Source organism: Nocardioides psychrotolerans, from assembly GCF_900113685.1.
Taxonomy (GTDB): domain Bacteria; phylum Actinomycetota; class Actinomycetes; order Propionibacteriales; family Nocardioidaceae; genus Nocardioides; species Nocardioides psychrotolerans.
This window is the reverse complement of record NZ_FOQG01000018.1, coordinates 62735-82666: the sequence shown is the minus strand read 5'-3', so window position 1 is coordinate 82666 and position 19932 is coordinate 62735. Positions and strand designations below refer to the sequence as shown.

General features: G+C 71.5%; 16 protein-coding genes and 1 rRNA gene. 15 read left to right on the top strand and 2 right to left on the bottom strand.

Features of this window, described 5'->3' with window-relative positions; all coding sequences use genetic code 11:
• Nucleotides 1–186: 186 nt before the first annotated feature.
• Nucleotides 187–303, top strand: a 5S ribosomal RNA gene (gene rrf / locus BM204_RS18435).
• 195 nt (nt 304–498) lie between these two features.
• Nucleotides 499–861, top strand: a complete 363-nt coding sequence (locus BM204_RS18430; protein ID WP_091116441.1) for a single-stranded DNA-binding protein — start codon at nt 499–501, stop codon at nt 859–861.
• On the opposite strand, the gene BM204_RS18425 is transcribed toward BM204_RS18430, so the two are convergent.
• Entirely contained in the window at nt 836–1960 is a 1125-nt protein-coding gene (locus tag BM204_RS18425) for a DUF1015 family protein (RefSeq protein WP_143099833.1), read from the bottom strand. The genes BM204_RS18430 and BM204_RS18425 overlap by 26 nt on opposite strands.
• Before the next feature lie 48 nt (nt 1961–2008).
• Here BM204_RS18425 and BM204_RS18420 point away from each other — a divergent pair, with 48 nt between their 5' ends.
• Genes BM204_RS18420 through pyrG form a run of 7 tightly spaced genes read left to right on the top strand, consistent with a single transcriptional unit; the run spans nt 2009 to nt 10501 of the window.
• Nucleotides 2009–3031 (top strand): HAD-IIA family hydrolase, encoded by a 1023-nt coding sequence (locus BM204_RS18420; RefSeq protein ID WP_246166415.1) that lies wholly within the window; start codon nt 2009–2011, stop codon nt 3029–3031.
• A 9-nt stretch (nt 3032–3040) separates the two neighbouring features.
• Nucleotides 3041–3238, top strand: a complete 198-nt coding sequence (locus BM204_RS18415; RefSeq protein ID WP_091116437.1) for a hypothetical protein — start codon at nt 3041–3043, stop codon at nt 3236–3238.
• Nucleotides 3239–3245: 7 nt separating this feature from the next.
• A complete protein-coding gene (locus BM204_RS18410; RefSeq protein WP_091116435.1) occupies nt 3246–4085 on the top strand; it encodes a TlyA family RNA methyltransferase in 840 nt (279 codons plus the stop codon).
• Nucleotides 4082–5023: an NAD kinase gene (locus BM204_RS18405; protein WP_091116432.1), complete on the top strand. Its 942-nt coding sequence runs from the start codon at nt 4082–4084 to the stop codon at nt 5021–5023. The genes BM204_RS18410 and BM204_RS18405 overlap by 4 nt, the downstream gene beginning before the upstream one ends.
• Nucleotides 5020–6765 (top strand): DNA repair protein RecN, encoded by a 1746-nt coding sequence (recN, locus tag BM204_RS18400; protein ID WP_091116430.1) that lies wholly within the window; start codon nt 5020–5022, stop codon nt 6763–6765. Before BM204_RS18405 ends, recN begins: the two co-directional genes overlap by 4 nt.
• A 52-nt stretch (nt 6766–6817) precedes the next feature.
• Nucleotides 6818–8743, top strand: a complete 1926-nt coding sequence (locus BM204_RS18395; protein WP_091116427.1) for a CocE/NonD family hydrolase — start codon at nt 6818–6820, stop codon at nt 8741–8743.
• A gap of 60 nt (nt 8744–8803) precedes the next feature.
• Nucleotides 8804–10501, top strand: coding sequence for a CTP synthase (pyrG, locus tag BM204_RS18390; RefSeq protein ID WP_091116425.1), 1698 nt, complete (start codon nt 8804–8806; stop codon nt 10499–10501).
• A gap of 45 nt (nt 10502–10546) precedes the next feature.
• Here pyrG and pepN read toward each other — a convergent pair whose 3' ends face one another.
• On the bottom strand, nt 10547–12994 hold the full coding sequence (gene pepN / locus BM204_RS18385) for an aminopeptidase N (protein WP_091116423.1): 2448 nt from the start codon (nt 12992–12994) through the stop codon (nt 10547–10549).
• A 23-nt stretch (nt 12995–13017) separates the two neighbouring features.
• Here pepN and BM204_RS18380 point away from each other — a divergent pair, with 23 nt between their 5' ends.
• The 6 genes from BM204_RS18380 (at nt 13018) to BM204_RS23700 (ending at nt 19757) form a co-directional block, all read left to right on the top strand.
• Nucleotides 13018–13626 carry an NUDIX domain-containing protein gene (locus tag BM204_RS18380; protein ID WP_091116421.1) on the top strand — a complete coding sequence of 203 codons (609 nt, stop codon included), beginning with the start codon at nt 13018–13020 and terminating at the stop codon, nt 13624–13626.
• 44 nt (nt 13627–13670) lie between these two features.
• Complete coding sequence (locus BM204_RS18375) at nt 13671–14525, top strand: MBL fold metallo-hydrolase (RefSeq protein ID WP_091116418.1); 855 nt, start codon at nt 13671–13673, stop codon at nt 14523–14525.
• An 83-nt stretch (nt 14526–14608) separates the two neighbouring features.
• Nucleotides 14609–15724 carry an alanine dehydrogenase gene (gene ald, locus BM204_RS18370; RefSeq protein ID WP_091116417.1) on the top strand — a complete coding sequence of 372 codons (1116 nt, stop codon included), beginning with the start codon at nt 14609–14611 and terminating at the stop codon, nt 15722–15724.
• Nucleotides 15725–15737: 13 nt separating this feature from the next.
• On the top strand, nt 15738–16664 hold the full coding sequence (xerD, locus tag BM204_RS18365) for a site-specific tyrosine recombinase XerD (RefSeq protein ID WP_091116414.1): 927 nt from the start codon (nt 15738–15740) through the stop codon (nt 16662–16664).
• A gap of 1 nt (nt 16665) precedes the next feature.
• The gene (locus BM204_RS18360) at nt 16666–19248 is read left to right on the top strand and encodes a DEAD/DEAH box helicase (protein WP_091116410.1); all 2583 of its coding nucleotides are present in this window, start codon (nt 16666–16668) and stop codon (nt 19246–19248) included.
• Nucleotides 19249–19472: 224 nt separating this feature from the next.
• Nucleotides 19473–19757 (top strand): DUF1963 domain-containing protein, encoded by a 285-nt coding sequence (locus BM204_RS23700; protein ID WP_143099834.1) that lies wholly within the window; start codon nt 19473–19475, stop codon nt 19755–19757.
• Nucleotides 19758–19932 lie beyond the last annotated feature (175 nt).

Here is a 19932-nt window from a genome sequence, read left to right as displayed (position 1 = left end):
CGACCGGTACTAATAGGCCGAGGGCTTGTCTCACAAACCCTCAACTGAAACCACAATTCCGCGCACACATGAACAAGACGCTGAGGCGTCGTTCGCGTCCACATCAAAGACCACCCGGTCACCACAGCGTGTCCCTGATGATTGTTTCAGGTGGCTACGTGTTGTGGGGAGGCTGGGTCATAGAGTTACGGCGGTCATAGCGACAGGGAAACACCCGGTCCCATCTCGAACCCGGAAGTTAAGCCTGCCAGCGCCAATGGTACTGCAGTCGAGAGGCTGTGGGAGAGTAGGACGCCGCCGGACAAATATTGCGCAGGGCCACCTCACACGAGGTGGCCCTGCTGCTATTTGCGGGTATGCGGATGGTGCCGTTTCCACCCACGATGGCGCCGTTAAGCGTCCACAAGCATGCCTCCCGCCCGGATGTTCCACAGGGCTCGGGGCAGCGGTGGGTCGGTGTCGGCTCCCGTTGCGAGAGTGCGTGCGGAGGTGATGCGTATGGCTACGCAGGGGAAGGTCGACGGCGACGCGAAGCTCGCCAACGAGGTGCGGCTCATCGGCCGTATCTCCCAGGAGCCTGAGAGCCGGGAGCTGCCCAGCGGGGACACGATCTGGACGTTCCGAGTGGTAGTGCCGCGCGCTCCCGCCGCTGTGCGACCGCACCAGAGCGTGGACGCCCTCGAGTGCGTCGTCTGGTCGGGTCGGCTCAAGCGCTTTGTGCGCACCTGGCATGCCGGGGACGTCGTGGAAGTGAGCGGTCAGCTGCGCCGGCGGTTCTACCGGGCCGGCGGTGCAGCCGTTTCGAGGGTGGAGGTGGAGGTGTCGAGCGGTCGGGTCATCCGTCGCGCAACGAGCGGATGAGAACACCGAGGCTCGGCTTGGGCTGGAAGGAGGTGGCCTTCTCCGGCAGCAGTCGGTCGTCCCGCACGATCCGGAGCACCCGGTCCACGAGTGGGGCGGGCATCAGCACCGCGACGCCGAGCTCGGGCGTGACCTGGCTGAGGGCGTCCTCGACCGTGTGGTGGTAGTCCAGGCTTCGGGGACCGTAGGGGAGCGCGGGAATGAGCTGGTCGTGAAGCAGCTGCACCGCGGTCCGGTCCGGAGGCACGGAGATCGTGACGATCGCCCAACGGTCGGCATCGGTCACGACGAGCCGGTCCGGGCCGAGGGCTGCGACGGCCGCCTCCATCGTGGTCTCGGTGAAGCCCATCCCGATCGCGTCGGCAGCGGCCCGGACGTCATCGATGGAGGTGCCGACGAGGACACGATGGATCGCGCCCAGGAACAAGGGGGTGTCCTCCTGGTCAACGAGCATCGCCAGTCCGTAGTCGCACGGTCCCCCGGGGTTGCGTTTCTGCAGTCGCAGGTAGGCGGCGTAGCGGTGGTGGCCGTCGGCGATCAGCGCCGTCTCGTCCGCCAGGTCGACAGCGATCTCGTCGAGCTCGGCGGCGTCGCGGATGGCCCAGACGCGATGACGCTGGTCGACCCGGTCGGTGAAGTCGTGGTCGGGCGTGCGCGCCTGGACCCGCTTCAGCACGGCACGCAGCCGGGCGGGTCCCCGGTGGACGAGCAGGATCGGTGCCGGGTTGAGCTCCATCTGCCACATCCGGTCGGCGAGGTCGTCGGCCTGCCCGGGGTAGATCCCCTCGTGAGGCAGGATCGCCCGGTCCCGTGGCAGGGCTGCTCGACGCGACACGTCCAGCAGCCCGACGAGCCCACGGATGGTGATGCCCCGGGCGGTGTACTCGTGCAGGTAGAGCGCGGGCTCGGCGTCGCGGAGCAGGTGGCCCTGGGAGCGCCAGCGCTCGAGACGCGCTGCTACGTCGCGGTACGGACGGGCGAAGGCGCGCGCCGACGAAGGGTCGCCCACGCGACTGGGGGCCAGCATGAGGGCACGGAAGGGGAGCAGCCGCAGGGGCCCGCCGACGTACGGCGGGGTGACGACTGCACTGAACTCCATCCGGGCATCGTAGGGTGCCCGGACCAGCCCACCGACCGAGGAGGCGGCTTGCTCGGCGAGTCCCACGGAGCACTGTGCTCCGACCACGACCTGGCCATGCTCGACCTCGACGGAGTGGTCTACATCGGTCCCGACGCCGTCCCCGGCGCTGCCGAGCACCTCGACGCGGTGCGGGCGGAGGGCATGCGGCTGGCGTTCATCACCAACAACGCTGCCCGACCGCCGGAGGCCGTCGCGGAGCACCTGCGCTCCTTGGGCGTGGACGCGGCTCCGGGGGACGTCGTCACGTCGGCGCAAGCGGCCGCACGGGTTCTCGTGGACCGGCTGGGAGCCGGGGCGCGGGTGATCCTGCTGGGGGCGGCCGGCCTCGCGGAGGCGCTCGCGGCCGAGGGGCTGGTCGCGACCGGTGTGTCCGACGACGACGCGCAGGCCGTGGTGACGGGCTACGGCCCAGACGTGCTGTGGCGCGACATCATGCGCGCGGCAGTGCGGGTCCGCGAGGGCCTGTGGTGGGTGGCGAGCAACAGCGACTACACGATCCCGACGCCCTACGGGGTCGCGCCGGGTCATGGGGTCCTGGTCGAGACGCTGCGTCGGTTCACCGGGGTGGAGCCCGTGGTGGCGGGCAAGCCGCAGCGTCCGCTCCTCGACGAGACCGTGCGCCGGGTGGGAGGCGAGCGGCCGCTGATGGTCGGCGACCGTCTCGACACCGACATCGAGGGCGCGCGCAATGCCGGCCTGCCGTCGCTGCTGGTGCTCACCGGGGTGACCGGGCTGGCCGAGCTGGTCGCGGCACGACCGCAGGAGCGGCCGACGTACGTCGCGGCGGACCTGGGCGGGCTGCTGCAGACCCATCGGGCACCTCGCGAGGCCGGTGGTGCGTGGGAGCTCGGAGGCTGGTCCGCCCGCGTGGGCGACGGCAGCCTGTCGGTGACCGGTGATGGCGGTCCCGACGACTGGTGGCGGGTCGTGGCGTGCGCCGCGTGGGCAGCGACCGACCTCGGGACCGAGGTGCCCGACACCGCCGGGCTCGAGCCGCCCCCGCCCGCCGCGGCGCCACGCGACCGGTAGCCTCGGACCATGACCCAGGACCACTTCGTCGACGCCGCCGACACCCCCGAGCGGGTGCGCACGGGGGCGGACCGCGTCGATGCGGTCATCGCCTCGATCGAGGCACTCGCGGACCGACCGGTCGACGAGCATGTGGCGGTCTTCGAGCAGGCGCACGACGAGCTCCGGCGGGCCCTCGACGGCACGCCGCACGACGACCCGGCCTGACCCGGGCATGCCTCCACGCCGTCTCCGGCTCGACGCGGAGCTCGTCCGTCGCGGTCTCGCGCGCTCGCGCGAGCACGCGAGCGAGCTGATCGCCGCCAACCGGGTGAAGGTGTCGCGTGCGGTCGCGACCAAGGCGGCGACCGGGGTGACGACGGACGTCGCGATCGTGGTGAGCGATGACCCGGACCGTCCCGACTACGTCTCACGCGGCGGGCACAAGCTCGCCGGGGCGCTGGCGGCGTTCGTCCCGCAGGGACTGATGGTGGAAGGGCGTCGTTGCCTCGACGCCGGCGCGTCCACCGGAGGGTTCACCGACGTGCTGCTGCGAGCCGGGGCGAGGCAGGTGGTCGCGGTCGACGTCGGCTACGGCCAGCTCGCCTGGTCGCTCCAGAGTGATGACCGCGTCGTCGTCCACGACCGGACGAACGTGCGGGAGCTGACGCCCGAGCTGGTCGGCGGCCCCGTGGACCTCGTGGTCGGTGACCTCTCGTTCATCTCGCTGGGGATCGTCCTGGAGGCCCTGCTCGGGGTGACTCGGGAGGACGGCGACCTGGTCCTCATGGTCAAGCCCCAGTTCGAGGTGGGCAAGGAGCGGGTCGGCAAGGGTGGCGTCGTGCGCGACCTGGCCCTGCGCACCGAGACGGTCGTGGGCGTGGCAGGTGCCGCGGCCGCGCGCGGGTGGGGAGCGCGGGCCGTCACGACCAGCCCGCTGCCGGGCCCAAGCGGCAACGTCGAGTTCTTCCTGTGGCTGCGCCGTGGACCGGCGGCGATCGGTGAGGACGACATCGACCGTTGCGTGCAGGAGGCCGCCGGGCTGGGGGTGCCGGGTGAGAGGGTGGAGCCATGAGTGAGGAACCACAGGTGCGACGCGTCCTCGTCCTCGCCCACACCGGGCGCGACGAGGCCCGTGAGGTCGCACTCGCGTTCTGCGAGGGACTCACCCGTCACGGGATCGTCGTACGTCTGATGGCGACGGAGGCGGCTGACCTCGGGATCGGGCGCGACGACCCCGGCATCGAGCTGACCGAGTCCGAGACCGACGCCAGCCGCGACTGCGAGCTGACGCTGGTCATCGGTGGGGACGGCTCGATCCTGCGGGCCGTCGAGCTGACCTACGCCAGCCTGACGCCGGTGCTGGGGGTCAACCTGGGTCACGTCGGCTTCCTGGCCGAGGCCGAGGTCGACGACGTCGAGTCGACGCTCGAGGCGATCGTCGAGCGGGACTACACGACCGAGGACCGGCTGACGCTCGACGTGCGCGTCTACCGCGACGGCGAGCTGGTCACCAGCACGTTCGCGGTCAACGAGGCCAGCGTCGAGAAGGCTGCCCGTCAGCGGATGCTCGAGGTGATCCTCGAGATCGACGGCCGACCACTCTCCCGCTGGGGGTGCGACGGCGTCGTCTGCGCGACCCCGACCGGCTCCACCGCCTACAACTTCAGCGCTGGCGGGCCGATCGTGTGGCCCGGGGTCGAGGCGATGTGCATCGTGCCGCTCAGTGCACACGCGCTCTTCGCTCGGCCGATGGTCGTCGCGCCCACCTCCGTGATCGCCGTCGAGGTCCTGGCCCGCACCGAGGGTGCCGGAGTCCTGTGGTGCGACGGTCGGCGCACGGTCGACCTGCCCCCCGGCGCCCGCATCGAGGTGCGCCGTGGCGCGCAACCCGTGCGCCTGGTGCGGCTGCACGACGCGCCGTTCACCGACCGGTTGGTCGCGAAGTTCGGGCTGCCGGTCGAGGGCTGGCGCGGCTCGGCCGAGCGTCGACGCAAGGTCGTGGACGGATGATCGAGGAGATCCGCATCGGGTCGCTCGGTGTCATCGCCTCCTCCACCCTCGAGCTCGGACCCGGCCTGACCGTCATCACCGGTGAGACCGGAGCCGGCAAGACCATGATCGTGACCGCGCTCGGGCTGCTGCTCGGCGGCCGCGCCGACACCGGCGCGGTCCGCACCGGAGCCCGGACCGCGCGGGTCGAGGGAGTCGTGACCGTGACCGACTCCCCGGGCCTCGCCGCCGCGGTGGAGGAGGCTGGTGGCGTGGTCGAGGACGACCGTGTCGTCCTCGCCCGCAACGTCTCCGCCGAGGGCCGGTCGCGTGCCTTCGTCGGTGGTGCCACGGTGCCCGTCGCGACGCTCTCCGACGTCGCGCAGCCCCTCGTCGCCGTGCACGGCCAGTCCGACCAGCACCGGCTGCTCCAGACCCGGGCGCAGCGTGACGCACTGGACCGGTTCGGTGGTCCCAAACTGGCCAAGGCCGCTGCCGCGTGGACCGCGCTCCACGACCGGTTGGAGGTGACCGAGGCCGCGCTCGTCGACGTGGTCGCGACCGCGCGCGAGCGCGCCCGGGAGGCCGACCTGCTCCGCTTCGGCCTGACCGAGGTCGAGCGGGTCTCGCCCGAGCCCGGTGAGGACGAGTCCCTGGCCGCGGAGGAGTCCCGGCTCGGCTTCGCCGACACCCTGCGCGCGGCCGCGGAGACCGCCCGCGAGGCGCTGAGCAGCGAGCAGGAAGCACCGGATGCGCTCGCCACGACGGCCGCCGCCCGCACGGCCCTCGACGGCGTCCGCGACCACGACCGGGAGGCCGGCGAGCTCGCCGACCGGCTGGCCGAGGTCACCTACCTGCTCTCCGACGTCGCTGCCGACGTCGCCTCCTACGCCACACGCATCGACACCGATCCCGCGCGGCTGGCCACCGTCTCCGAGCGTCGGGCGGCCCTGACCGCGCTCACCCGCAAGTACGGCGACACCATCGACGAGGTGCTCGCCTGGGCGCGGGAGTCGTCCCTTCGCCTCCTCGACCTCGACTCGACCGACGAGCGCATCGTGCAGCTCAAGGCCGAGCGCGAGCAGCTGCGCCGCGACCTGGCCGCAGCGGGCGCCGAGCTGTCCACGGTCCGGCAGAAGGCTGCGACCAAGCTCTCGACGCAGGTCAGCGATGAGCTGACCCTGCTGGCGATGCCCCACGCCCAGCTCACCGTGAGCCTGACGCAGACCGAGGCCGAGCGGAGCGAGGGACGTCGCGCGCCGCTGGAGGTCGGCAAGCGTTGGCTGCGCTACGCCGCGCACGGCATCGACGACGTCGAGCTGCTGCTCGCCGCCAACACCGGATCCGAGCCCCGACCGCTGGGCAAGGGTGCCTCGGGCGGTGAGCTCTCGCGCGTCATGCTGGCGATCGAGGTCTCGCTGGCCGGCACCAGCCCGGTCCCGACGTTCGTCTTCGACGAGGTCGACGCCGGGGTCGGGGGAGCGGCCGCCGTCGAGGTGGGCCGCCGGCTCGCCCAGCTCGCCCGCACCGCACAGGTCCTGGTGGTGACGCACCTGCCGCAGGTCGCGGCCTACGCAGATCGCCACGTCGTGGTCGAGAAGTCCTCCGACGGCTCGGTCACCAGCTCGGGCCTGACGGTGCTCGACGACGAGGCACGTGAGCGTGAGCTGTCGCGGATGCTCGCCGGCCAGACCGACTCGGACACCGCGCTAGCCCACGCGCGCGAGCTGCTCGAGGTCGCCCAGGCCGGGCGCGCTGACTGACCCCCGGCGCAGAAACCTCTCCACCGGGCGCGGATCGGCCTACGGTGAGCCCATGTCCGCATCCCGCCCGACCCGCCTGCGACGCGCCCTCGGGGTGGCCGGTCTCCTGACCGCGCTGGCCGGCCTCTCCACGCTGCCGTCCGTGCCCGCCACCAGTGCACCGCCCGCCACCAGTGCACCGCCGGCCACGGACGTCACCGCGCCGGCAGCCGGGGCACCCGCGTCGGACCACGTCACGATCGCTCACGGCACCCACCGGTGGCGGACCGTGGAGCGGCTCGTCCCGGTGCGCACCGGTCCCGACGGCGAGGTCCGCATCGACCTCGACACCACGCTCTACGTGCCCGGCAACGCCAGCCGGCGTACGCCGCAGCCGGCGATCCTGATGACCCACGGGTTCGGCCTGACCAAGGACTCCGCCGAGGTGGTGAGCACGGCCCGCTTCCTGGCCGCGCACGGCTACGTCGTGCTGACCTACACCTCGTCGGGCTTCGGCGACAGCGGTGGCTGCGTGACGCTGCAGTCGACGGATTATGACGTGAAGAGCGCCCGTCAGCTGATCGACAGGCTCCTCGAGCCACGGGCCGACGTGCTCCACGACGCGCGTGGCGCGGTGGTCGGCACCATCGGCGGGTCCTACGGCGGGGGCGGGCAGCTGCCCCTCGCCGCCCAGGACCGCCGCATCCGCACCAGCGTGGTCGGTCGCACGTGGAACGACCTGAGGTACTCGCTGGACCCGAACAACCGCGTCGCCCCCGGCGACCGGACCGGCCTCGAGCACGGGCGCAACGGCCAGGGCGTGTTCAAGCGCGAGTGGACCTCCCTGTTCTACGCCCTGGGCAACACCCAGCCGGTGATGGGTGGCGGCGACTGCCCCGCGACCAAGGTCGCCACCGGCGACCCGGCCGAGATCGCCGGTGCGGGCGGGTGCCCGGGCTACTACCTGCCGCTGTGTCGCACCTACGCGACGCTGACCAGCACCGGGGATGCCGACGCGGCCTCCCGCCGGCTGATCGCGCGCGCCTCCTCGTCGACGTACCTCTCCGACATCGACATCCCCGTGCTGCTGGTGCAGGGCCAGAGCGACACCCTCTTCAACCTCAACGACGCGACCGCGACCTTCCTCGGGCTGCGGCGCCGCGGGGTTCCGGTCGCAATGATCTGGAACTCCGGTGGCCACGGCGGCTACGTCTCGCAGCCCGGTGAGTGCGAGGCCTACGACGGTGTGCTGCGCACGGTGCGGCAGATGGACCGGTGCTACCTCAGCCTGAGGTCGCTGCGATGGCTGGACCACTGGCTCCGCGGCACGCCCGGGGGTCAGGGCCCGGCGTTCGCCTACTACCGCGACTGGGTGCGCTACTCCGGGAGCGGCCCCGCCGACGAGCAGTACGGCGTGGCGCGTTCGGTGCAGGTCGCCCGACGCTCGACCACGTTCACGCTGTCGGGGAGCAACCGGCTGGCGAGGCCGGGACGCACCGCCACCTCGGGGTCGGCGACGTTCGTCAACCCCGAGGGTGGGCAGCCGGCGGCCTACACCGAGACCTCCAACTTCACCGGACCCGCGTCGTCGCCCTCGCTCGGTGACGTGCCGCCCCGCGAGGTGCCGGGACAGTTCGCTGCCTTCACCTCAGCGCCCTTCACCCGCGCTTTCGACGCGGTCGGGATCCCGTCTGCGCGGCTGCGCATCCGCAACACCAACGGGCTCGACCTGGTCTTCTTCGCGAAGGCCTACGACGTGGCGCCCTCGGGGGAGGTCACGCTCGTCCACCGGCTGATCGCGCCCGTCCGGGTGCCGGCACGAGCGGTCGGCGAGCCGGTCCGGATCAAGCTGGCCGGCTTCGCGCACCGCTTCCGGGCCGGTCACCGGGTGCGCCTGGTGCTCAGCGCGACCGACCAGACGTCCTACAACGCCACGACCGCTGACGTGCTCCGCGTGAGCACCGGGCGTGGCTCCACGTTCACCTTGCCGGGCGTCTGAGGAGCCAGGTCGGCGCGTGGTGGCAACGGACCGGCCATTCCTGGGATAGCCTGGTCGTCCGTGAAGAGCCCCACGCCCACCAAGCACGTGTTCGTTACCGGAGGCGTCGCCTCCTCTCTGGGCAAGGGCCTCACGGCCTCGAGCCTGGGTCGGCTGCTCCGCTCACGCGGGCTCCGCGTGACCATGCAGAAGCTCGACCCCTACCTCAACGTCGACCCCGGGACGATGAACCCGTTCCAGCATGGCGAGGTCTTCGTCACCAACGACGGGGCCGAGACCGACCTGGACATCGGCCACTACGAGCGGTTCCTCGACACCGACCTGGGCCAGATCGCCAACGTCACGACCGGCCAGGTCTACTCCAGCGTCATCGCCAAGGAGCGCCGCGGCGACTACCTCGGCGACACCGTCCAGGTGATCCCGCACATCACCAACGAGATCAAGGAACGCGTCCTCGCGATGGGTCTCGGGACGGGCGACGACGAGGTCGACGTGGTGATCACCGAGATCGGCGGCACGGTCGGCGACATCGAGTCGCTGCCGTTCCTCGAGGCCGCGCGACAGGTGCGTCACGACATCGGTCGCGACAACGTCTTCTTCCTCCACGTCTCGCTGGTGCCCTACATCGGCCCTTCGGGTGAGCTGAAGACCAAGCCGACCCAGCACTCGGTCGCGGCGCTGCGCCAGGTCGGCATCCAGCCCGACGCCGTCGTGTGCCGCGCCGACCGTGAGCTGCCGCAGTCGATCAAGAAGAAGATCTCGCTGATGTGCGACGTCGACGAGGAGGCCGTGGTCACGGCCGCCGACGCGCCGTCGATCTACGACATCCCCAAGGTCCTGCACCGCGAGGGGCTCGACGCCTACGTCGTACGCCGCCTCGACCTGCCGTTCCGCGACGTCGACTGGACGGTGTGGGACGACCTGCTCCGCCGGGTGCACCACCCCAAGGAGGAGGTCACGGTCGCGCTGGTCGGCAAGTACGTCGACCTCCCCGACGCCTACCTCTCGGTCGCGGAGGCCCTGCGCGCCGGTGGCTTCGCCCACGAGGCCAAGGTCCAGCTGCGCTGGATCGCCTCCGACGAGTGCGAGACGCCCGCAGGAGCCCACAAGCACCTGCACGACGTGGACGCGGTCTGTGTGCCGGGCGGCTTCGGTGTCCGCGGCATCGAGGGCAAGCTCGGTGCCCTGACCTACGCGCGCACCAACGGCATCCCGACGTTGGGCCTGTGCCTGGGCCTGCAGTGCATGGTCATCGAGTACTCCCGCCAGGTCGCGGGCCTCTCCCAGGCGGCGTCCACCGAGTTCGACCCCGACTGCCCCGAGCCGGTCATCGCGACCATGGCGGAGCAGAAGGACATCGTCGACGGAGCCGGAGACCTCGGCGGCACCATGCGCCTGGGCCTCTACCCGGCCGAGCTCAAGGAGGGCACCGTCGTGCGGGAGACCTACGGCGAGGCCTCGATCCAGGAGCGCCACCGCCACCGCTACGAGGTCAACAACGCCTACCGCGCGCAGCTCGAGGAGGCCGGGCTGGTCTTCTCCGGGACCAACACCGAGCTAGGGCTGGTGGAGTTCGTCGAGCTGCCCCGCGAGGTGCACCCCTACTACGTCTCCACGCAGGCGCACCCCGAGCTCCGCTCCCGCCCGACCCGCCCCCACCCGCTCTTCGCTGGGCTGGTCGGCGCGGCCATCGAGCGGCAGAAGGAGCTGCGCTTCCCGATCGACGAGAGCGGACTGCGCCGCGCCGACGACGACTGACGGTCAGCGCAGGGTGATCAGCGCAGGGCGGTCAGCGCAGGGCGATCAGCCCGCCTGGGCCCGCTGCATGCGGGCGAGGGTGTCCATGGCGGTGAGCATCGTGGAGCGCACCTGCGGCTGCATCGCTGGGTCGTCGGCTGCCATGCGGCCGCGGGCGATCACGTCGTCGTCGGCGACGCCGGGCACCATCATCCGGAACAGCGACATGACGGCGAGCATGCCGCCGCCCGAGAGCCGGGTGGCCTCGTCGACGTAGCGGTGGGCGAAGGGCAGCAGCAGGTCGGTCTGCCCGGGGCGCCAGAAGGCCGACGCCACCTGGGACATCGCCGTGCCCGCGGGCACCGAGCGCTTCTCGAAGACCTCGGTCCAGGCCTCCTCCTTGGCGGCCTGCTCGGCCTGGGCCGCGCGCACGCACAGGGCTCGCACCCGCGCGTCAGGGTCCGGGTCGCGCTCCAGGAGCGCGGCGACGGCCGCTGGTGACGGATCGCCCAGCTCGGCGCGGCGGGTGAGCAGCGACCAGGCCAGGTCGGTGTCGTCGGCGCCGGCCACGGCCTCGTCGAGCAACGCGAAGTGGGCGTCGTCGGTGGCCGTCGCGGCGAGCGTGCTCAGGGCCGGCTGGCGGTGCTCGTCGACCGCGGCGAGAGCAGCGGCCACGTCGGCCAGCCGACGCTGGGCGGTCGCGACCTGGGCGTCGGGCGTCCAGCGCTCGACCGCCCGCTGGGCCAGCGTGAGGAACGGCTCGACCAGCGCGGGGGAGTCCTCGCGCTCCAGGACCGCCAGCACGCAGTCGAGGAAGGCGGCGGTGGGCAGCTCACCCTTGACCAGCATGTCCCAGGCGGTGGTGACCGCGAGGCCGCGACCGAGGGCGGTCGGCAGGTCACCGGCGCCGTCCAGCAGCGCCCGGGTCGTCGCCTCGTCGCTGCGCACGGCGGCGAAGGTGAGGTCGCCGTCGTTGAGCAGGCGGAGGTCCGCGGCCGGCAGCGTCACCGGGGTGCTGACCCCCGCGGTCTCGACCTCGACGGTCTCCGTCAGCTCAAGCCCGCGACCGGAGCCCGTGCGGGAGTAGCAGCCGATGTCGAGCCGGTGCGGTCGCGGTGCGTCGTCGTCGGGCGAGGCGGCGGTGATCGCCCCGTCGCCCAGGGTCAGGGTGTCGGTGCCGGCCCGGTCGAGCCAGGCGTGGGTCCACGCGCCGAGGTCGCGGTCGGCGGCGGTGCCGATCGCGGACATCAGGTCGTCGAGGCGGGTGTTGCCCCACGCGTGGTCCCGGAAGTAGGCCCGCAGGCCGGCGACGAACGCCTCCTCGCCGACGTAGGCGACGAGCTGTGCGAGCACGCCCTGGCCCTTGATGTAGGTGATCGAGTCGAAGTTGGCCGTGGCGGCGTCGACGTCGGGGATGTCGGCGCGGATCGGGTGGGTGGCCGGGCCCATGTCGTCGCGGTAGCCGAACATCTTGAACTGGGCGAGGAACACGGCGTGGGCGTCGGTGAAGCGGGTCGCGCCGGTCAGCGCCCAGTCGGCGGCCCAGGAGGCGAAGGCCTCGTTGAGCCAGAGGTCGTCCCACCACTGCATCGTCACCAGGTCGCCGAACCACTGGTGCGCCATCTCGTGGAGGATCACGTTGGCGAAGTAGATCTCGTCGTTGTAGCTCGGGGCGCTGCGGGTGACCATGCCGTCACCCCACGTCACGCACCCCCAGTTCTCCATGGCGCCGCCCATGTCGGGCACGAAGACCTGGTCGTAGCGGCGCTGCGGGAACGGTCGCCCGAACTGCTCGCCGAAGAAGGCCAGCCCCTGCTCGGTCACGTCGAAGATCAGGGGCGCGTCGCGCTCGAGGACGCCGCGCAGCGACTGGCGGCAGAAGATGCCGAGGTCGTGGTCGCCACGCTCGCTGCGGATCTCGTGGAAGGGACCGGCATTGACCACGACGACGTACGTCGAGAGCGGCGGGGTGTCGGGGAACGTCCAGAGCCGGCCGTCCTCGAGGTCGGTGACGGACTCGGGGGCGTCGTTGCTGGTGACCGTCCACGTCGGGGGGGCGCTGACGGTGAACCGGTGCGGGGCCTTGAGGTCGGGCTGGTCGAAGCAGGCCCAGACGCGGCGCGCCTCGTCGGGCTCGAAGGAGGTCCACACGTAGACGAGGTCGTCGGTCGGGTCGACCGTGCGCAGGATGCCCGCACCCTCGGCGGTGTCGTCCTGGGTGGCGGTCACGACCAGCACGTTGTCGGCCGCCAGGTCGGGGAGCGGGATGCGGCCGTCGGCGACCGTGGCCAGGTCGAGCGGCACGCCGTTGAGCGTCGCCGTCCGCACGTCCATGGCGCAGTCGACGAACGTCTCGGTGCCGGGCGTGCCGCACCTGAAGGTGATCGTCGCGGTGCTCTCGAGGACCTCGCCCGCGAAGAGACCGCGCAGGTCCACGGCGAGGTCGTAGCGGTCGACGGTGAGCAGCGCTGCGCGCTGCTCCGCCTCGTTCCTGGTCAGGCTCTTGGCTCCCATGGCGCCACGGTAGCGTCGCGCGCATGGCAACCCCCGCACTGCGTGCGCCGATCGCCGACCAGCCCGAGGCGTGGCCGGTCGTGTCGACCCGGGACCTGCATCGCGACGACTGGGTGATGGCCCTGAGACGCGACGAGGTCCAGCGCCCCGGCGCGCCCGACGAGGAGCCGTTCGGACGGCTCGTCCTCGAGCACCCGGGAGCCGTGGTGGTCCTGGCGCTCGACGAGGAGGACCGGGCACTGTGCCTGCTGCAGTACCGCCACCCCGGGCAGCACCGCTTCGTCGAGCTCCCCGCGGGGCTGATCGACGGCGAGGACGAGGAGCCGGTCGACGTGGCGCGTCGTGAGCTGCGCGAGGAGGCTGGCCTCGAGGCAGTCGAGTGGGGGCACCTCGCGTCGGCGTACTCCTCGCCCGGCATCTCCAGCGAGCTCATCCACTACTTCGTCGCCCGCGGCCTCAGCGAGGTGGACCGGGACTTCACGCCGCACCACGAGGAGGCCGACATGGAGGCGCGCTGGGTGCCCTACGCCGAGCTGTACGCAGCGGTGCTCGACGGGCGCATCAGCGACGGGCCGATGGTGCTGACCGTGCTGATGGCGTGTGCCCGTGGTCACGTGTCTGCCCCCGCCTAGCGCGCGGCCGGGCAGATCGGTCGGCGCACCGGCATGATCGCCCCATGAGAGTGACCTTCTGCGGGGTCCGGGGCTCGACACCGGCGCCTGGTGCCGACTTCCTGCGCTACGGCGGGCACACCTCGTCGGTGGCGTTCTCGATCGACGAGCAGGCGGCGCCCGATCTGGTGGTGGACGCCGGCACGGGCCTCACGGCCGTGACGACGCTCCTGGGCGGCCAGCCCTACGCAGGCTCGATCCTGCTGGGTCATCTGCACTGGGACCACACCCACGGACTTCCCTTCTTCGCCGGAGGCACCGCCGCCGGCAGCCGCGTCGCGATCCACCTCCCCGCGCAGGGTGACGGCGAGTCGGCCGAGCAGGTGCTCGAGCGGTGCTTCTCGCCGCCGCACTTCCCGGTCGTCCCGTCTGCGCTCGGAGCCGGCTGGAGCTTCCACGGCCTCGAGGAGGGCCGTCACCGGATCGAGGCCTACGACGTGCTCGCGCGCGAGATCCCGCACAAGGGCGGGCGCTCCCTGGGCTACCGCGTCTCGCACGGCGGTGCGAGCCTTGCCTACGTCTGCGACCACAGCCCGACCGCGTGGGGGCCAGGTCCTGATGGTCTGGGCGCCCGACACGACAACGTCCTCGACCTGGCGCGGGACGCCGACGTGATGATCCACGACGCCCAGCACCGAGCCGCCCAGTTCCCCGGCGTGGATTTCCTCGGCCACGCCAGCGCGGAGTACGCCGTCGAGCTGGCCCGCGAGGCGGGCGTGCGGACGCTGGTCCTCTTCCACCACGCACCGGACCGCACCGACGACCAGGTCGATGAGATCCTTGCCGACGCGCGCCTGCTCGCCGGGGACGACCTCGTCGTCCTGGCGGCCCACGAGGGCATGGTTCTGGACCTGCCCTGACGGCGGTCCCGGGCCGTGGGGTCGGACAGCGATAGTGTCGCCGTCGAGGCCACGATCTGGCCCCCGAGACAGAGGGAGACACTGTGAAGATCGGCGTTCCGAAGGAAGTCAAGAACCACGAGTACCGGGTCGCGATCACGCCGATCGGCGTGCACGAGCTGGTGGCCCACGGGCACGAGGTCGTGATCGAGAAGAGCGCCGGTGCGGGCTCCTCGATCACCGACGAGGAGTACGTCGCCGCGGGTGCGAGGACCATCGACTCCGCCGACGACGTGTGGGGCTCGGCCGACATGGTGCTCAAGGTCAAGGAGCCCGTCGCCGAGGAGTACCACCGGCTGCGCGAGGGCCTGACCCTCTTCACCTACCTCCACCTCGCTGCCGACAAGCCGCTGACCGAGCAGCTCCTTGCCTCGAAGGTGACAGGGATCGCCTACGAGACGGTCCAGCTGCCCTCGGGCGGGCTGCCACTGCTCTACCCGATGTCGGAGGTCGCGGGCTGCCTCGCCCCTCAGGTCGGCGCGCACTCGATGATGAGGGCGCAGGGCGGTCGCGGCGTCCTGATGGGCGGCGTCGGTGGCGTGCACAATGCCAAGGTCGTCATCCTCGGCGCCGGTGTCTCGGGCCAGAACGCCGCCAACATCGCGCTCGGCATGGGCGCAGACGTCACGCTGCTCGACACCGACCTCGACAAGCTGCGGATGTCGTTCTGGCGCTACGACAACCGGGTCCACGGGCTGGCGTCGTCGAAGCTGGCCATCGAGCAGCAGGTGATGGAGGCCGACCTGGTGATCGGCGCGGTGCTGATCCCCGGCGCCGCGGCGCCCAAGCTGGTCAGCAACGACCTGGTCTCGCGGATGAAGCCCGGCTCGGTGCTCGTCGACATCGCGGTCGACCAGGGCGGCTGCTTCGAGGACACCCACGCGACCACGCACGCCGACCCGACGTTCATGGTCCACGACTCGGTGTTCTACTGCGTGGCCAACATGCCCGGCGCGGTGCCGCGCACCTCGACGTACGCCCTGACGAACGCGACGATGCCCTACGCGGTGGCGCTGGCCGACAAGGGCTGGCAGGGCGCCTGTCGCTCGGATGCGTCGCTGGCGCTGGGCCTCAACACGCACGCGGGGCTGCTGACCAACGGGCCGGTCGGCGAGGCCGTGGGCATCGACGCGGTCGAGCTGGACGCGGTTCTCGCCTGAGCGCGATCGCAGCATGATCGACACCGTGGACCGGGCGATCCGCACCTATCTCGAGCACCTGTCGGTCGAGAAGGGGCTCGCCGCCAACACCTTGACGTCCTACCGACGCGACCTGAGGCGTTACCGCGCCTTCCTGGCGGCGTCCGGGGTCGACGGCCTGGACGCGATCAGCGAGGCGACGGTGGCGGGCTTCCTCATGCGTCTTCGTGAGGGCGACGCGGACCACCCGCCGCTGAGCGCGACGTCGGCGGCACGCACGGTCGTGGCGGTGCGCGGCTTCCACAAGTTCGCCGTCGCCGACGGGCTGGCGGCCGCCGACCCGGCGGCGGGAGTCAAGCCCCCGACGCCGGCGAAGCGGCTGCCCAAGGCGCTGCCACTCTCCGACGTCGAGGCGATCCTCGAGGCGGCGGGGGCACCCGGCACGACACTGGCGTTGCGCGACAAGGCGCTGCTCGAGGTGCTCTACGGCACCGGCGCGCGCATCTCAGAGGCGGTCGGCTTGGACGTCGACGACGTGGACGACCTCGACGGGACGGTCCTGCTGCGCGGCAAGGGCGGCAAGGAACGCCTGGTGCCGGTGGGGTCCTACGCCCGTGAGGCCCTGGCCGCCTACCTCGTGCGAGGGCGCCCGGAGCTGGCGTCGACGGGCGCGGCGACCGGGGGAGCGCTCTTCCTCAACGCCCGTGGCGGTCGGCTCTCGCGCCAGTCGGCGTGGTCGGTGCTGGTGAAGACCGCCGACCGGGCCGGGGTCACGCGTGCCGTGTCGCCCCACACGATGCGACACTCGTTCGCCACCCACCTGCTCGACGGCGGCGCCGATGTGCGCGTCGTGCAGGAGCTCCTCGGCCATGCGTCCGTGACGACGACGCAGGTCTACACCCTGGTCACCGTCGACAACCTCCGCGAGGTCTTCGCGACCTCACACCCGAGAGCCCGCTGACATGACGCTCGACGCCGACAAGGTCTACGACGAGATCACCACCTGGGCAGCTGGAGAGGGCCTCGAGCTCTACCCGCACCAGGAGGAGGCGGTGATCGAGCTGCTCGGTGGCAGCAACGTCATCCTCGCCACCCCCACCGGGTCGGGGAAGTCCTTGGTCGCGATCGGCGCCCACATGGCGGCGCTCGCTGAGGACAAGGTCAGCTTCTACACCGCCCCGATCAAGGCCCTCGTCAGCGAGAAGTTCTTCGCCCTCTGCGGTGTCTTCGGCGCTGAGAACGTCGGCATGCTCACCGGCGATGCCTCGGTCAACACCGACGCCCCGATCATCTGCTGCACCGCCGAGGTGCTCGCCAACATCGCGCTGCGTGAGGGTTCCGGGGCCGATGTGGGGCTCGTGGTCATGGACGAGTTCCACTACTACGCCGAGCCCGACCGTGGCTGGGCGTGGCAGGTGCCGCTCCTGGAGTTGCCCGACGCGCAGTTCCTGCTCATGTCCGCGACCCTCGGGGACGTCACCGAGATCGCCGCCGACCTGACCCGGCGCAACGGCCGGGAGACGGCAATCGTCGACGACGCCGAGCGTCCGGTGCCGCTGGACTTCCGGTGGTCACTGACGCCGCTCGACGAGACCGTCGTCGAGCTCGTCGAAACCCACCAGGCGCCCGTCTACGTCGTGCACTTCACGCAGAAGGACGCGGTCGAGCACGCCACCAGCCTGCTCTCGCCGAGCTCGGCGATCGGCAAGCTGACCCAGGCCGAGAAGGACGCGATCACCGAGAAGATCGGTGCCTTCCGCTTCGGCTCGGGCTTCGGCAAGACGTTGTCCAAGATGCTGCGGCGCGGCATCGGTGTGCACCACGCCGGCATGCTGCCGCGCTACCGTCGCCTCGTCGAGCAGCTCGCGCAGGCCGGCCTGCTGACGGTCATCTGCGGCACCGACACCCTGGGCGTCGGCATCAACGTCCCGATCCGGACCGTGCTGTTCACCGGTCTGGCGAAGTTCGACGGCAGCCGCGCGCGGATCCTGCGGACACGGGAGTTCCTCCAGATCGCGGGGCGCGCGGGCCGGGCGGGCTTCGACACGGCCGGGTACGTCGTCGTACAGGCTCCGGAGCACACGATCGAGAACGAGCGGGCCAAGGCCAAGGCCGACGCCAAGAACGCCGCGATGAGCGTGGAGAAGCAGGCCAAGCGCAAGAGCAAGGCCCAGCTGCGCAAGCCGCCCGAGGGCTCGGTCGTGTGGACCGAGCAGACCTTCGACAAGCTCGTCGACGGCGACGCCGAGCGGTTGCAGTCGCGGATGAAGGTCGACAACGCGATGCTGATCAACGTCCTCGCCCGCGAGGAGGACGCCTTCCCGGTGCTGCGCCGGCTGCTGCAGGACAACCACGAGGACCGACGCAGCCAGCTGCGGCTCTCGCGCCGGGCGCTCCGGCTGGTGCGCAGCCTCCTGCACTCGGGGACCGTGACGCGGCTGGCGTCTCCCGACGAGCTCGGTCGCCGCTACGTGCTGACCGTCGACCTGCCCCTCGACTTCGCGCTCAACCAGCCGCTCGCCCACTTCGCGCTCGCCGCACTGGACGTGCTCGACCCCGAGGCGGAGACCTACACGCTCGACATCGTCTCGGTCATCGAGGCCGTGCTCGAGGCGCCGCGGCAGATCCTCTTCGGCCAGCAGCGTCAGGCGCGCGGCGAGGCGATCGCGGAGATGAAGGCCGACGGTCTGGAGTACGACGAGCGGATGCTGCTGCTCGACGCGATCACCTGGCCGCAGCCGCTCGCCGAGCTGCTCGAGGCGACCTACGAGATCTATCGCCAGCGGCACCCGTGGCTGCGCGAGGACGCGCTGGGGCCGAAGACGATCGTGCGTGAGATGTATGAGCAGGGGATGAGCTTCACCGACTTCGTCAGCCGCTACGAGCTGGCGCGGTCGGAGGGCCTGGTGCTGCGCTACCTCAGCGACGCCTACCGCACGCTGCGCCAGACCGTGCCTGAGGCGCACAAGACCCCGGAGCTCGACGACCTGGTCGACTGGCTCGGCGAGACCGTGCGGCAGACCGACTCCTCGCTCCTCGACGAGTGGGAGGCGCTGTCGGACCCCGAGCACGTCGCACGCACCGTGGCCGAGGGGGCACCACCGCCCATGAGCCGGCCGATCTCGGCGCAGGAGCGGCCGTTCCGCACGATGATCCGCAACGCGATGATGCGACGCGTCGAGCTGGTCGCCCGCGACGACCTCGACGGACTGATGAAGCTCGAGCGTGCTGGCGCGGACCGCACCGACCCGCCGGGGGAGGTGCTGGTGACGCGATCGGTCTGGGACCAGGCGATCGAGGCGTACTACGCCGAGCACGACACCGTCGACATGGGGCCCGACGCGCGCGGGCCGGAGCTGCTGTCGATCTCGCCCTCCGTCGTCGACCCGGAGGCGCCGGGGCGGCGCTGGGACGTCCAGCAGACGATCCACGACCCCGAGGGCCATCACGACTGGGTGATCGATGCCGTGGTCGACCTGGACACGTCCGACGAGCTGGGTGAGCTGGTGCTGACCACCACCGCGATGCGGTGCTTGGGGGACTGAGGGCGCTCGTGGTCGGGCAGGGCGCGACGTCGTCCCGGGTCACCTCTTGCGAGACTGACCACCATGACTGGCCGGACCTACGCGCACCTCGCCGATCTCGCCCACGCCCACGCCCACCTCGACGAAGCCGCTGTGGACCTCTGGCTCGGGTTGTTGCGGCCGGCCGTCCAGCTCCAGCCCGCTGAGGAGGGCGACACCGTCGTGGCGCGGCTCGGAAGGACGCCCTGCCCATTGATGTCGCGTGGCCGCAGTGGCCGGGCAACGGCGAGCTGTCGTTCGTCGCGGAGGTCGACCTGGCGGCGTTCGCCAGCGCGGGTCTAGACGCAGGGCTCGCGCTGCCTCGCGAGGGACGCTTCCTGGGGTTCTACGTCGACGACCCGGACGGCATCGGTGCGGTCGTCCACAGCGGGGATCCGGACTCACGACAGGGGTCCCGGCTGTTGCACGTCGTTGGCACCGCACACCGACGCCGGACGCGGCTGTCGAACTCACGGGTGTCCAGGACCTGATGCGGCCGGACCGGGAGCATCCCGTCCTCGAGCAGCACGGTCTCGACACTCTCCCTGACCCCTTCGACGAAGCGCTCTCCGAGGTGCTCGATGCTGAGCTCGGCCCGGACGTGTGGGGACACCACATCGGCGGGTGGGCGGCCCCGGTGCAAGGGTCGGTGGAGCTCGAGGCCGC